Raw genomic sequence first — 14,045 nt, forward strand, 5'->3', positions numbered from 1 at the left:
GGTCCATGTCTCAGCTTAACAGGGACTAACATGAACGAAACGGTCTTCACCTTCGGCGGCGATGCTCCGCATTCGAATGCACGACAGAAGGACAAGACCGTTACCGGCGGCAAGGGCGCAAACCTCGCCGAAATGGCGAGCATCGGCCTGCCGGTCCCTCCCGGCTTCACCATCGCGACCGAGGAATGCCTCAAGTATCTCGCGGGCGGCAGCGACTTCTCCGATAAGCTGCGCGGCGATGTCGCCGAAGCGCTGAACCATGTCGAGACAACGGTCGGCAAGGGCTTCGGCGATGCGGCGGATCCGCTGCTCGTCTCGGTCCGCTCGGGCGCCGCGATCTCGATGCCGGGCATGATGGATACCGTGCTCAACCTCGGCCTTAACGACGAGACCGTGGAGGGCCTGGCGAAGACCAGCGGCGACGAACGCTTCGCCTGGGACAGCTACCGCCGCTTCATCCAGATGTATGGCGACGTGGTGCTCGGCGTCGATCACGGCCTGTTCGAAGAAGCGCTCGAAATCGCCAAGGAAGACAATGGCTATTACGCCGATACCGAGCTTTCCGCCGAGGAGTGGAAGACGCTGGTCGGTCAGTACAAGTCGATCGTCGAGGAAGAGTTGGGCACGCCGTTTCCGCAGGATCCGGTCGAACAGCTGTGGGGCGCGATCGGCGCGGTGTTCGACAGCTGGGATACCGAGCGGGCCAAGATCTACCGCCGCCTGAACGACATTCCGCACGACATGGGCACCGCGGTGAACGTGCAGGCGATGGTGTTCGGCAATATGGGCGACACCAGCGCCACCGGCGTGGCTTTCACTCGCGATCCCTCGACCGGCGAGAAGGCCTATTACGGCGAATGGCTGGTCAATGCGCAGGGCGAGGATGTCGTCGCGGGCATCCGCACGCCGCAATATCTGACGAAGGCGGCACGCGAAGCTGCGGGAGCCGACAAGCCGAGCATGGAGGAGGCCATGCCCGAGGCCTTCGCCGAGCTGGCGCGCCTGTTCGACCTGCTCGAGCGGCATTACACCGACATGCAGGACATCGAGTTCACCGTGCAGCAGGGCAAGCTCTGGTTGCTCCAGACGCGCAACGGCAAGCGCACCGCCAAGGCCGCGCTCAAGCTGGCGGTCGACATGGTGGGCGAGGGGCTGATCGACGAAAAAACCGCGATCCTGCGCGTCGATCCCATGGCGCTGGACCAGCTGCTCCACCCCACGCTCGATCCCGATGCGCCGCGCGATGTACTGACCACCGGCCTGCCCGCCTCGCCGGGCGCCGCCAGCGGCCGGATCGTGCTCGATGCCGACACGGCGGAGACCTGGGCCGGGCGCGGCGAGAAGGTGATCCTGGTGCGGGTCGAAACCAGCCCCGAGGACATTCACGGCATGCACGCCGCCACCGGCATCCTCACCGCCCGCGGCGGCATGACCAGCCACGCTGCCGTGGTCGCGCGCGGGATGGGCCGACCTTGCGTTTCGGGTGCATCTGCCGTGTCGATCGACCGCGCCGGGCGCAGCCTTCGCATCGGCAATCGCGATCTGTTGGAAGGCGACGTCATCACAATCGACGGTGCCAATGGCCAGGTGATGGCGGGCGAGGTGGCGACCATCGAACCCGAGCTTGCAGGCGACTTCGGCACGCTCATGGAATGGGCGGACAAGCATCGCCGGATGAAGGTCCGCACCAATGCCGAAACCGAGGCCGAATGCCGCATGGCACGCCAGTTCGGCGCCGAGGGTATCGGCTTGTGCCGCACCGAGCACATGTTCTTCGACGCGAACCGCATCAGCGCGGTGCGCGAGATGATCCTCGCGGACAGCGAAAAGGGCCGCCGCGCCGCGCTCGACAAGCTGCTGCCCGAGCAGCGCAGCGACTTCGTGACCATTTTCGAGGTGATGGCAGGCCTGCCCTGCACGATCCGTCTGCTCGACCCGCCGCTCCACGAATTCCTGCCGCATGGCGATGCCGAGTTCGAGGAGCTGTCCGACGCGACCGGCGTCGATGTGGACAAGCTGCGCCGCCGTGCTGGCGAGCTGCATGAGTTCAACCCCATGCTGGGCCATCGCGGCTGCCGTCTCGGGATCACCTATCCCGAGATCTACGAGATGCAGGCGCGCGCAATCTTCGAGGCCGCCTGCCAGGTGGCAAAGGATAGCGGCGAAGCGCCGGTGCCCGAGATCATGATCCCGCTTGTGGCGACCCGGCGCGAGCTCGCGCTGCTCAAGGACGTGGTGGACCGTGTGGCGCAGGAGGTCTTCGAGGCCTCAGGGTCCTCGGTCGACTACCTCGTCGGTACGATGATCGAACTGCCGCGCGCAGCGCTGATGGCCAGTGAGATCGCCGAAGTGGGCGAGTTCTTCAGCTTCGGGACCAACGATCTGACGCAGACCACGCTCGGCGTCAGCCGCGACGATGCCGGGCGGTTCCTGACGACCTATGTCGACAAGGGCATCTTCGCGCGCGACCCCTTCGTCAGCCTCGATGTCGATGGCGTCGGCCAGCTGGTCGAGCTTGCGGCCGAGCGGGGCAGGGCGACGCGCGACGGGCTCAAGCTCGGCATCTGCGGCGAACATGGCGGCGATCCGGCCAGCATCGCCTTTTGCGAAAAGACCGGTCTCGATTACGTCAGCGCCTCGCCCTACCGCGTGCCGATCGCGCGGCTGGCAGCGGCCCAGGCAAGCCTGAAAGACTGATCCCCTGCGAAGACGGGGGGCGCAGGTCGATGTACGAGGACTCAGTCTTTCCAGCCGGTTAAGGTCAGTATCTCGAAACTTTCGAGGACACGGCCGCGCTCGTTCGCGGCGTCGAGAAACGCCTCTTCGGCGCGCACTTTGGCTGGCCTGCCCAGCGCCGGTGGCGCGCTGGCGAGCGCGCTGCCGAGAGCCTGGTCCCGCAGGTCCGACACAAGCCGGTCGAGCGATCCGAAGGACACGGTCAGCGTGCGGCTGTCGACCACCTGCCGCTTGTACAGCGCGCGCTGCATCAGGGCGGAGGCGGCCTGGTTGTCGACCAGCGGATGCATCCGCGCCGCCGGCCGGTCGGGCTCGGCGGCAAGCATCGCGCGGCGCAGGTTGGCGAGGCTTCCCGCGCCGACGATGCTGGCAATCATCAGGCCGCCTTGCGCCAATGCGTTGCGCAGGTGCAGCAGCGCACCAGGAAGGTCGTTGACCCGGTCGAGCGAACACAGGCTGACGATGAGGTCGTAGGGCTCCGCCTCGATCGGGTGCTCTTCGTCGAGCGTCGCAACGTCGTGTTCGTCGACGAGCGACCCGCCCCCGCGCAACGACAGCGCGAGCGTACCGGTCCAGTCGCCGATGACGAGGACGCGCTGCGGCGAAAGGCGAATGAACTCGAGCCGGTCGAGCACGTCCTCGACCATGTCGTCGAGAACATAGCGCGCGGCATCGCGCTTGGCCTGCCTGACGCGGGCGCGGCGTAGACCGGCGATCCGGCGGCGGCGCGAGAATATCCGGGGAGGGGCCTGGCTTGCCATCGCGCCACGCCCTGCCGCGCTTGCCAGCCTCGCGCAAGCGCGGCAGCATGCGAATGTGTCGACAAGCCGCCTCCTTGCCGCAAGCATCGCGCCGGTGCTCGACTTCGTCTATCCGCCCCGCTGTCCGGCCTGCGGCGGTGCGATCGCCGAGCAGGGCGGTTTGTGCGCGGTGTGCTGGGAGGATCTGGCGATCCCGTCCGAACCGAGCTGCGCCGCCTGCCAGCGGCCCTTTGGGGATCGCGGTCCGGACGAGGCCGCCATCTGTGCGCCCTGCCTCGCCGATCCGCCGCTGCATGACGGGATTGCGGCGGGCACGCTCTATACCGACGTTTCGCGCAAGCTGGTGCTCGCCTTCAAACACGGCCGCCGGATCGCGCTCGCGCCGATGCTGGCGCGGCTGATCGCGGCGCGGCTACCCGAACCGAATGCGGACCGGGTGATCGTCCCCGTACCGCTGCACCCTCGCCGGTTGTGGCAGCGCGGCTACAACCAGGCGGCCTTGCTGGGCGGACAGCTAGCCAGGATGGGGCACGGATGCATGTGTGTCGACGGGCTGGTCCGCACGAAGCCGACGCCGACACTGGGCGGCCTGGGCAAGAAGGCGCGGGCGAAGGTGCTGGCGGGCTCGATCAGGGTTCATGCGAAACGCACCGCGGCGATACGAGGGCGCGATGTCCTGCTGGTCGACGATGTCCTGACCAGTGGCTCCACCAGTACTGCCTGCGTGAAGGCGCTTAAAAGAGACGGCGCGCGGAGCGTGACGATCGCCTGCTTCGCCCGGGTGCTGGACGAGGCGCTGGGCCACTGACCGGCCCATGTGAAACGCCCGGGACCTTGCGATCCCGGGCGCCACGTGACGAATATTACCGGACCGGCCTTGCGGCACGGGTGCAGCCCCCCAGCATGCACCCTCGGTCCATCCCTCATCGTTCCGGATGCGCCGCGTAAACCCTCTTCGCGGCAGCGGATCCGTTGACCCCCTGAACCTGGCGCTCTGCTGGCACCGCTGCTCCGGTGGGCAGGCCTCACTTGCCTGCAGATGCATTTGTTCCTCAAATGCCGCATTGTTCAAACAAGCATTTGCAGGATTGCCGGATTTTGGGTCGACTTTGTGGTTATCTTGCAACAAGCGTGGCCCATCGATCCGAGTTCGAAAGGCGGAAGTGTGGACGAGAAGACCGAGCGCGAGGCGGGAATGATCTTCATGCCCAAGTTCGACGACAAGGGCCTGTTGAGCGCCGTCGTCGTGCATCACGAAACCCGCGAGGTGCTGATGGTGGGCTTCATGGATGCCGAAGCCATCGCCGCGACGCGCAAGACCGGCTTTGCCCATTTCCACTCGCGCTCCCGCGGCAAACTGTGGAAGAAGGGCGAGACCTCGGGCGATGTGCTGGCAGTGGAGCAAATCCGAGTCGATTGCGACCAGGATGCGCTCGTGCTGTCATGCCGTCCCGCCGGGCCCACTTGCCATACCGGAGCGACGAGCTGCTTCTATCGCGTCATTGACGGCGACGTTCTCCAACCCGTCAATACTTGACGCTTACGTAAACGTTGGGTTATTGGAGTGGCATGACACAGCCGCTCTCGAAGGATCAAGCCGCCGCGAATGGCGATCGTCGCCATGCCGGCGCCCATATCGAACGGCCGGACGAACTCGGTCGCGAGCAGTATTCGATTTCCGACCTCACCAGTGAATTCGGCTGCACCGCGCGCGCACTGCGCTTCTACGAAGACGAGGGGCTGATCGCGCCCTCGCGCATCGGCCTGACCCGCATTTATTCGAAGCGCGACCGTGCACGTCTGGCCTGGATCATGCGCGCCAAGAACGTCGGCTTCTCGCTGACCGAAATCCGCGAAATGATCGATCTCTACGATCTGGGCGACGGCCGCGTCGAACAGCGCCGCGTCACGATCGAGAAATGCAAGGCGCATGTCGCCAAGCTGAAAGAACAGCGTGACGATATCGACAGCTCGATCAACGAACTCACCGAATTCATCGAACATATCGAAACGCTCGACCTCGACTAATCAGCCTTCCCGGCGAGAACCCCTACCGACCCCCAACCCAAGGACACGCAGATGCCCATCTACTCCGCGCCGACCCGCGATACCCGCTTCGTCATCAATGAGATGCTCGACCTTGCCAGCTACGGCAATCTCCCGGGCTTCGAGGCGGTCAGCCCCGACGTGACCGATGCGGTCGTCAATGAAGGCGGCAAGTTCTGCGCCGAGGTGCTTGCCCCGCTCAACCAGTCGGGCGATCAGGAAGGCTGCACCCGCCACGACGACGGTTCGGTGACCACGCCCAAGGGCTTCAAGGACGCTTTCGACAAGTTCCGCGAAGCGGGCTGGGGCACGCTGGCGCATCCGGAGGAATTCGGCGGGCAGGGCATGCCGCACGTCCTCGGCTTCGTGATGGAAGAATACATTTCCGGCGCCAATCAGGCATTCGGCATGTATCCGGGCCTCACCAATGGCGCGATCGCGGCGCTGATCGCCAAGGGCAGCCAGGAACAGAAGGAAACCTACCTGCCGAAAATGGTCTCGGGCGAATGGACCGGCACCATGAACCTGACCGAGCCGCATTGCGGCACCGATCTCGGCATGATCCGGACCAAGGCCGAACCGCAGGCCGACGGCAGCTATTCGATCACCGGCACGAAGATCTTCATCTCCGCCGGCGAGCATGACATGAGCGACAACATCATCCACCTCGTGCTCGCCAAGACGCCGGGTGCGCCCGACAGCACCAAGGGCATTTCGCTCTTCGTCGTGCCGAAGTTCCTGGTGAACGAGGACGGCTCGGTGGGCGAGCGCAACGGGGTGATGTGCGGCTCGATCGAACACAAGATGGGCATCCACGCCAACTCGACCTGCGTCCTCAATTACGACGGCGCCAAGGGATGGATGGTCGGCGAGGAGAACAAGGGTCTCGCCGCCATGTTCATCATGATGAATGCAGCGCGTCTCGGCGTCGGCATCCAGGGGCTCAGCCAGGCCGAGGCCGCCTACCAGAATGCGGTCGCCTATGCGCTCGACCGGCGCCAGGGTCGCGCGCTCACCGGCCCGGCCGAGCCGGAGGCACCGGCCGATCCGATCTTCGTGCACCCCGACGTGCGCCGCATGCTGATGGACGCCAAGGCCTTCACCGAAGGCATGCGCGCCCTGTGCCTGTGGGGCGCCCTGCAGGTCGATCTGAGCCACAAGGCGCAGACCGAGGAAGAACGTGCCGAAGCCGACCAGATGATTGGCCTGCTGACCCCGGTCATCAAGGGTTACGGCACCGACAAGGGCTATGAAGTCGCCACCAATATGCAGCAGGTCTTCGGTGGCCACGGCTACATCGAGGAATGGGGCATGAGCCAGTTCGTGCGCGACGCGCGCATCGCCCAGATCTACGAAGGCACCAATGGCGTGCAGGCGATGGACCTTTGCGGTCGCAAGCTCGCCAGCAAGGGCGGCGCTGCGATCCAGGCTTTCTTCAAGGCCGTCGGCGAAGACATCGAAGCCGCCAAGGGCGATGCGGATCTCGGCGCCATGGCCGAACAGCTCGAAAAGGCGCTCGGTCAGCAGCAGGCCGCGACCATGTGGTTCATGAACAATGCGATGCAAAACCCCAACCATCTCGGCGCTGGCGCGCATCACTACATGCACATCATGGGCATTGTGACGCTGGGCTGGATGTGGCTGCGAATGGCCAAGGTCGCGCAGGCGGCGCTGGCCGGGGGCACAGAAGACACGGCGTTCTACGAAGCCAAGCTTTCGACCGCCCGTTATTACATGGACCGTTTCCTGCCCGATGCTGGCGCGCTGCGCCGCAAGCTCGAAAGCGGGGCGGACAGCATGATGGCGCTGGGCGAGGACGCTTTCGCCACGGCGGCCTGAACCACGGGCGCATATCGATGAAAGGGCCCGGGCGGAGACGTCCGGGCCTTTTTCGTTTCAGCCGAGGACCTCGTCGAACAGGCTGTGCATCGCCGCCCAACTCTGTCGGTCGGCGCTGGCGTCATAGGCAGGGTTGGGTGAGCCGTCGAGCATACGCGGATTGGTGAAGCCGTGTTCGATGCCCGCATAGCTGTGGAAATGCCAGTCGGCCTGGACGCCGTCCATTTCCTCCCAGAACGCCGCCACCTGTTCGCGCGGAACCATGGCATCGGCATCGCCATGGCAAACGAGGATGCGCGGTTTGATCGGCTTGTCTGCAGGCAGTGCGGTTTCGAACAGGCCATGAAAGCTGGCAACCGCTGCGAGGTCCTGCCCGTCGCGCGCCATTTCCAACACGGCCATGCCACCGAGACAGAAGCCGATCGCCAGCTGAGGTACGTCCGGCTCGAGCGTTCGAAGCAGGTCGAGCGCCGCGCGCAGCCTATGCCGCATCGCGTGCGGATCGCTGCGCAGCTTGCGCATGGCCTCGAACGCCTCGTCGAAGTCCGACGGGGCATCGGGGCCGTAGAAATCCGCTATCAGCACCGCATAACCCGCCTCGACGAGTTGCATGGCTTTCGTTTCCACGCCGGGCGTCGAGTTCATGAAGGTCGGATAAATCGCGACCGCGCCGCGCGGCTTCGCTTGGGGCCGCGCGTGAAGCGCCGTCAGTTCGACCGCGCCATCGCGGTATCCGACCTTCTCGAACTCCATCACTCGGGCAGGAAATCCGGCACCGACAGATACCGTTCGCCCGTATCGTAATTGAAGCCGAGCACGCGCGAACCGGCGGGCAGGTCGGCCAGCTTGGCCTTGATCGCGGCGAGCGTCGCACCGCTCGAGATGCCCACCAGCAGGCCTTCCTTGACCGCGCATTCACGTGCCATTTCCTTGGCGTCCGCGGCGTCGACCTGGAGCGCGCCTTCGATCGCGTCTGTGTGCAGATTGCCGGGAATGAAGCCTGCGCCGATGCCCTGGATCGGGTGCGGGCCGGGCTGGCCGCCGTTGATGACCGGGGAGAGCGTCGGCTCGACACCCCAGGCCTTCATTTCGGGCCAGTGCTCCTTCAGCACTTCCGCGCAGCCCGTCAGGTGGCCGCCCGTGCCCACGCCGGTGATCAGTGCATCGATCGGCGAATCGGCGAAATCGTCGAGGATTTCCTTGGCGGTGGTGCGGGCATGCACCTTCCAGTTGCTTTCATTGTCGAACTGGCTGGGCATCCAGGCGCCTTCGGTCGTCTCGACGAGTTCCTGCGCGCGCTCGATCGCGCCCTTCATTCCCTTTTCCTTGGGCGTGAGGTCGAACGTCGCGCCATAGGCGAGCATCAGGCGGCGGCGCTCGATGCTCATGCTTTCGGGCATGACCAGCACCAGCTTGTAGCCCTTGACCGCGGCGGTCATCGCCAGTCCGATGCCCGTATTGCCGCTGGTCGGCTCGATGATCGTTCCGCCTTCCTTGAGCTTGCCCGCCTTCTCGGCATCCTCGATCATGGCGAGGCCGATGCGATCCTTGATCGAACCGCCCGGATTGGCGCGCTCGCTCTTCACCCAGACCTCATGGTCGGGGAACAGGCGCGACAGGCGGATATGCGGGGTGCCGCCAATCGTGGCGAGGACGGAGTCGGCTTTCATGGCATCTGCTCCTTCAATTTCTCTTAGGGGGAGTGTCTAGCAATTCTTGCGGAGGGTCAAAGGTCCGCGTTGTCCGCAGAACCGGAAAAATGCGCGCCCAGAGGGCGACGGTAACGATCGCACCTACGCCGCCGCCGACCACCGCCAGCACCGGGCCAACAAGAAACGCGAGGCTGCCGGAGAAGAAGTCGCCGAATTCGTTCGAGGCGCTGATGGTCAGTAGGCTGACCGAGGATACGCGCCCGCGCTTGTCGTCGGGCGTGTGGAGCTGGATCAGCGACTGGCGGATATAGACGCTGAACATGTCCGCCGCGCCGACGATGAACAGCATGGCGAGGCTGAGCGGCATCGATTCCGACAGGCCAAAGATCACAGTGGCCAGGCCGAAGATCGCCACCGCCCACAGCATCTTGGGCCCGACATTGGTTCTGAGCGGGCGAAAGCTGAACCACAGGGCCGTGAGCGCGGCACCCACGGCCGGTGCCATTGCGAGCTGCGCCAGGCCGGTCTCGCCAACTTCGAGGATGTCGCGTGCATAGACCGGAAACAGCGCGGTCGCGCCGGCGAGAAAAACCGCGAAGAGGTCCAGCGTGATTGCGCCCAGCACCATCTTGTTCCGCACGACATAGCGCAACCCCTCGACCATCTGGTGGATCGGCCGCTTGTTCGCTTCGCGCGGGGGCTGCGGGACCTTGCCGATGAAGGACAGCGCAGTTAGCGAGACCGCGAACAGCACGCTGGCGGCGATATAGGGCAGGGCGGGCAGGATGGCGTAGGTGTAGCCGCCGATCGCCGGGCCCACGATCATGCCGACCTGCCAGGCGATACTCGACAGCGCGATGGCATTGGGCAGGATCGCCTTGGGTACCAGATTGGGCGCCAGTGCGGACAGGGCGGGACCGTTGAACGCACGCACGATGCCGAGGACGACCGCGACGCCGAACAGCGCGATAAGGGTCAGGCTGCCACTCCAAGTGAGCCATGCGAGCACTCCGGCGCAGCCGAGTTGCGCCAGAATGGTGAGACGCGCCAAATCGCGCCGGTCGAAATGGTCTGCCGCCCAGCCCGAAAACGGTGTGAGCAGGAACAGCGGGACGAATTGCAGCAGGCCGATCAGCGCCAACTGGCCGGAAGCGGCGGCAACATCCATCCCGCCGTCGCGCGCGATATTATAGGTCTGCCACCCGATGATCAGCATCATCGCGTATTGCGCCAGCGTCATCGACAGCCGGCTCAGCCAATAGGCGCGGAAATTCGCGATCCGAAGGGGCGACGTGTCAGGGGAAGGCGCAGTCGTTTCGCTCACCCCGGACGCATGGCAGGCCCGCCTTCGGTTGTGAAGACGGGCCTGCTTGTCGTTCCAGTAGAAGGTGTTGCGTGCCTAACGCAGCTTGCGCAGGCGCGGATTGGGCTGCAGCGTATCGATCATGGCGAGGAAATCGTCGACCCGGATGATACGTTCGAACTGGAAGCCGGCGCGGTTGTCGCGCGTCCAGATGCAATAGGCTTCGATGCGGCCGATGACCGGTAGACGGACGATCACGCGCTCGCCGCGGCCGATGTCCTCGGCATTGTCGATCATGAAGCCGTTGGCGGAAATATTCGCAATATGCAGGCGCACGTCGCCCTTGCCGAAATGTTCGGCGATAACCGGGTGGTCGACCGGATGGCGCGCCATGCGCCGCTGGTCGGTAACGCTCAGTTGTGCACCTGAACTCATGCCGGGGGGCCCTTTGCGGTGAAACGATCAGACACCCTTATGCGTGCAAAAGGCTGCCAATTGGTAAACCGCAACATCGGATCGGCAGCGAAAAAGGCGCAATTCGTCGAGAGTTAGCACCGAATGATCGCATGCTTCTTCTTGCCCAGGCTGAGTTTGGCTTCGTCGTTCCGATCGACATTCACGAGGAACCCCGGATCGGTCACCACCATCCCGTCGAGCTTCACCGCGCCTTCGGCCAGTTTACGCTTGGCTTCGCCGTTGGAGGCGGTGAATCCGAGCGCTGTCAGTACCGCGCCGATACGCATGCCGTCATCGCCCACTTCGAGCGAGGGAAGGTCGGCGCCCGCACCGCCACCGGCGAAGGTCTCTGCAGCCGTTCGCTCGGCCAGCCTGGCTGCCTCCTCACCTCGAACGAGCTTGGTTACCTCATTGGCAAGGACAGTCTTGGCCAGGTTGATTTCCGACCCTTCGAGCGTCTCGAGCCGTGCGATTTCGTCGAGCGGCAGATCCGTGAACAGGCGCAGGAAGCGCCCGACGTCGCGGTCGTCGACATTGCGCCAATATTGCCAGAAATTGTAGCTGGGCAATTGCTCTTCATTGAGCCAGACGGCGCCCGCCGCAGTCTTGCCCATCTTGGCGCCGTCGGCGGTCGTCAGGAGCGGGGTGGTCAGGCCGAACAGCTCCGTCCCGTCCATCCGGCGACCGAGCTCCATCCCGTTGACGATATTGCCCCACTGGTCGCTGCCGCCCATCTGCAACCGGCACCCGTAGCGCTGCGCCAGCTCGCGGAAATCGTAGGCCTGCAGGATCATGTAGTTGAATTCGAGGAAGGTCAGTGGCTGTTCGCGCTCGAGTCGCAGCTTGACCGAATCGAAGGTCAGCATGCGGTTGATCGTGAAGTGCGGTCCGACGTCGCGCAGCAGGTCGATATAGCCGAGCTGGCTGAGCCACTCGTCATTGTTGACCATCACCGCGTCGGTGGGGCCGTCGCCGAAAGTCAGCAGGCGTTCGAACACCTTGCGGATGCCCGCGATGTTGTCCTCGATATCCTCATTGGTGAGCATCTTGCGGCTTTCGTCCTTGCCGCTGGGATCGCCGACCTTGGTGGTCCCTCCACCCATCACCACGATCGGTTTGTGACCCGCCTGTTGCAGGCGCCGCAGCATCATGATCTGCACCAGGCTGCCGACATGCAGCGAAGGCGCGGTGGCATCGAAGCCGATATAGCCGGGCACGATCTGCTTGCCGGCGAGGGCATCGAGGCCTTCAGGATCGGTGACCTGGTGGATATAGCCGCGCTCGTCGAGCAGGCGCAGGAGATCGGAAGAGTAGTTGCTCATGACGAAGCGCCCGCTAGCAGGTAAGGGGCAGCATGGAAACGTATCGATTGCACCCTCATTCCGCCCATCCACCGCTGGCGGTTGCGAAGGTGGAATCCCGCGTGATCGGGCGCGACGACAACTGGCTGCGCCTGCGCTGGCGGATCGAGGGATCGGGCAGGCTCGTCGTGCCTCCTTTCGCGGGCAAGGGGAGGGCGGACGATCTATGGCAAACCACCTGCTTCGAGCTGTTCCTGCAGCCGGACGGCGGACAGGCCTATTGTGAGTTCAACCTGTCGCCTTCCGAACGCTGGAACGCCTATGACTTCACGGCCCGCCGCGAAGGCATGACCGAACGGCCGATGCCGCGCGAGCCGGGTTGCACCATGCGTCTGGGCAGCAGCTTCGCCATCTTCGATGCCGCTGTTCCGACAGTTGGCCTCCCACAAGAGGGTTGCGCGATGGCACCGACCTGCGTGATCGAGGAAATCGGAGGGCACAAGAGCTACTGGGCACTGGCGCATGGGGGGGAGCAGCCCGATTTCCATGATCCGGCTTGCTTCACCGCGCGGCTTGCGGCACCCAGCGGCGCATGAAATTCGGTATCGATCGTCTCATCACCGAAGAGGAACTGCGCAAGCCGCTCGAGGGCAAGCGCGTAGCCCTGATAGCTCACCCCGCCTCGGTCACCGCCAATCTCGACCATTCGCTCGATGCGCTGATCGATCGCGGTGTCAGCGTGTCTTCCGCCTTCGGTCCGCAGCACGGGCTCAAGGGCGACAAGCAGGACAACATGGTCGAAACCGCGGACGAGACCGATCCGCAGTATGGCATCCCCGTCTTTAGCCTTTACGGCGAAGTACGCTGCCCGACGGGACAGATGATGTCGAGCGCAGACGTGTTCCTGTTCGACCTGCAGGATCTCGGCTGTCGCATCTATACCTTCGTCACAACGCTGCTGTACCTGCTCGAAGAGGCCGCGAAGACGGGCAAGAGCGTATGGGTGCTCGATCGCCCCAATCCCGCGGGCGGACCGGTCGAAGGCACGTTGCTCGTGCCGGGACAGGAAAGCTTTGTCGGCGCGGGCCCGATGGTCATGCGCCATGGCCTTACCATGGGGGAAATGGCGGGCTGGTTCGTGGAACATTTCAAGCTCGATGTCGACTTGCAGGTGATCGAGATGGAGGGCTGGAAGCCGGGGAAGGCCCCGGGATACGGGTGGCCCGATGGGCGCGTCTGGATCAATCCCAGCCCCAACGCCGCAACCCTCAACATGGCGCGCGCCTATGCCGGTACGGTCATGCTCGAGGGAACGACGCTGAGCGAGGGAAGGGGAACCACCCGTCCGCTGGAAGTGCTGTTCGGCGCGCCCGATATCGATGCCAAGGCGGTGCTCGCCGAGATGGAGCGCCTCGCGCCCGTGTGGTTGCGCGGCTGCGCACTGCGCGAATGCTGGTTCGAGCCGACCTTTCACAAGCACGCCGGAACGCTGTGCAACGGGCTGATGGTGCATGCCGAGGGCAAGTTCTACGACCATCACGCCTTCCAGCCCTGGCGGCTGCAGGCGCTGGCCTTCAAGGCGATTCGCAGCCTGTATCCCGATTATCCGATCTGGCGCGATTTTCCCTATGAGTACGAGTTCGACCGGCTTGCGATCGATGTCATCAACGGCGGCCCGGCACTGCGCGAATGGGTCGAGGACAAGACCGCCGTGCCCAACGATCTCGACGAACTCGCGGCTGCCGACGAGGCCGCGTGGCGCGAAACCATCGCGCCGCACCTGATCTACAGCTGATCGCCGACCGCGCAGGGGACTCTGCGCGGCCAAAACGACTCGACCGGAAAACCGACCCATTCTTCGATTTTCGACGAATGGGCTTGACGAAGCCACCGGAGCAATGGAGCTTGCGATCCAGCGACGGGCATACCCGCGCTTCGGGAGAGAATTTTC

Annotated in this window: 13 protein-coding genes; 7 read left to right on the forward strand and 6 right to left on the reverse strand. The window is 64.5% G+C overall.

The annotated features are described in order from the left end of the window. Positions 1-30 precede the first annotated feature (30 nt). Positions 31-2,697, forward strand: coding sequence for a pyruvate, phosphate dikinase (gene ppdK / locus ASS64_RS01750; RefSeq protein WP_067688855.1), 2,667 nt, complete (start codon positions 31-33; stop codon positions 2,695-2,697). 41 nt (positions 2,698-2,738) lie between these two features. Here ppdK and ASS64_RS01755 read toward each other — a convergent pair whose 3' ends face one another. After that, a complete protein-coding gene (locus ASS64_RS01755) occupies positions 2,739-3,497 on the reverse strand; it encodes a methyltransferase (RefSeq protein ID WP_067688857.1) in 759 nt (252 codons plus the stop codon). A 55-nt stretch (positions 3,498-3,552) separates the two neighbouring features. Here ASS64_RS01755 and ASS64_RS01760 point away from each other — a divergent pair, with 55 nt between their 5' ends. From ASS64_RS01760 to ASS64_RS01775, 4 genes are all read left to right on the forward strand, one after another. Beyond that, positions 3,553-4,305: a ComF family protein gene (locus ASS64_RS01760; RefSeq protein ID WP_067688860.1), complete on the forward strand. Its 753-nt coding sequence runs from the start codon at positions 3,553-3,555 to the stop codon at positions 4,303-4,305. Positions 4,306-4,692: 387 nt separating this feature from the next. Then, positions 4,693-5,034 carry a phosphoribosyl-AMP cyclohydrolase gene (gene hisI, locus ASS64_RS01765; protein ID WP_067690298.1) on the forward strand — a complete coding sequence of 114 codons (342 nt, stop codon included), beginning with the start codon at positions 4,693-4,695 and terminating at the stop codon, positions 5,032-5,034. Between the two features lie 32 nt (positions 5,035-5,066). After that, entirely contained in the window at positions 5,067-5,525 is a 459-nt protein-coding gene (locus ASS64_RS01770; protein ID WP_067688863.1) for a MerR family DNA-binding transcriptional regulator, read from the forward strand. 51 nt (positions 5,526-5,576) lie between these two features. Continuing rightward, on the forward strand, positions 5,577-7,382 hold the full coding sequence (locus ASS64_RS01775; protein WP_067688866.1) for an acyl-CoA dehydrogenase C-terminal domain-containing protein: 1,806 nt from the start codon (positions 5,577-5,579) through the stop codon (positions 7,380-7,382). Between the two features lie 57 nt (positions 7,383-7,439). Here ASS64_RS01775 and ASS64_RS01780 read toward each other — a convergent pair whose 3' ends face one another. From ASS64_RS01780 to tyrS, 5 genes are all read right to left on the reverse strand, one after another. Next, a complete protein-coding gene (locus ASS64_RS01780; protein ID WP_067688869.1) occupies positions 7,440-8,135 on the reverse strand; it encodes a dienelactone hydrolase family protein in 696 nt (231 codons plus the stop codon). Beyond that, the gene (gene cysK, locus ASS64_RS01785) at positions 8,135-9,052 is read right to left on the reverse strand and encodes a cysteine synthase A (protein WP_067688872.1); all 918 of its coding nucleotides are present in this window, start codon (positions 9,050-9,052) and stop codon (positions 8,135-8,137) included. Before cysK ends, ASS64_RS01780 begins: the two co-directional genes overlap by 1 nt. Before the next feature lie 13 nt (positions 9,053-9,065). Then, positions 9,066-10,358, reverse strand: coding sequence for an MFS transporter (locus ASS64_RS01790; RefSeq protein WP_067688875.1), 1,293 nt, complete (start codon positions 10,356-10,358; stop codon positions 9,066-9,068). A 75-nt stretch (positions 10,359-10,433) separates the two neighbouring features. After that, on the reverse strand, positions 10,434-10,772 hold the full coding sequence (locus tag ASS64_RS01795; RefSeq protein WP_067688878.1) for a PilZ domain-containing protein: 339 nt from the start codon (positions 10,770-10,772) through the stop codon (positions 10,434-10,436). A 113-nt stretch (positions 10,773-10,885) separates the two neighbouring features. Further along, a complete protein-coding gene (tyrS, locus tag ASS64_RS01800; protein ID WP_067688881.1) occupies positions 10,886-12,115 on the reverse strand; it encodes a tyrosine--tRNA ligase in 1,230 nt (409 codons plus the stop codon). 32 nt (positions 12,116-12,147) lie between these two features. Between tyrS and ASS64_RS01805 the strand changes: the two genes are divergently transcribed. Together ASS64_RS01805 and ASS64_RS01810 are read left to right on the forward strand one after the other, a co-directional pair. After that, positions 12,148-12,690, forward strand: a complete 543-nt coding sequence (locus ASS64_RS01805; RefSeq protein WP_067688884.1) for a DOMON-like domain-containing protein — start codon at positions 12,148-12,150, stop codon at positions 12,688-12,690. Then, the gene (locus ASS64_RS01810) at positions 12,687-13,889 is read left to right on the forward strand and encodes an exo-beta-N-acetylmuramidase NamZ domain-containing protein (RefSeq protein WP_067688887.1); all 1,203 of its coding nucleotides are present in this window, start codon (positions 12,687-12,689) and stop codon (positions 13,887-13,889) included. The genes ASS64_RS01805 and ASS64_RS01810 overlap by 4 nt, the downstream gene beginning before the upstream one ends. The last annotated feature ends 156 nt before the right edge of the window (positions 13,890-14,045 follow it).

This window comes from Erythrobacter sp. AP23 (assembly GCF_001542855.1).
Classification (GTDB): Bacteria; Pseudomonadota; Alphaproteobacteria; order Sphingomonadales; family Sphingomonadaceae; genus Qipengyuania.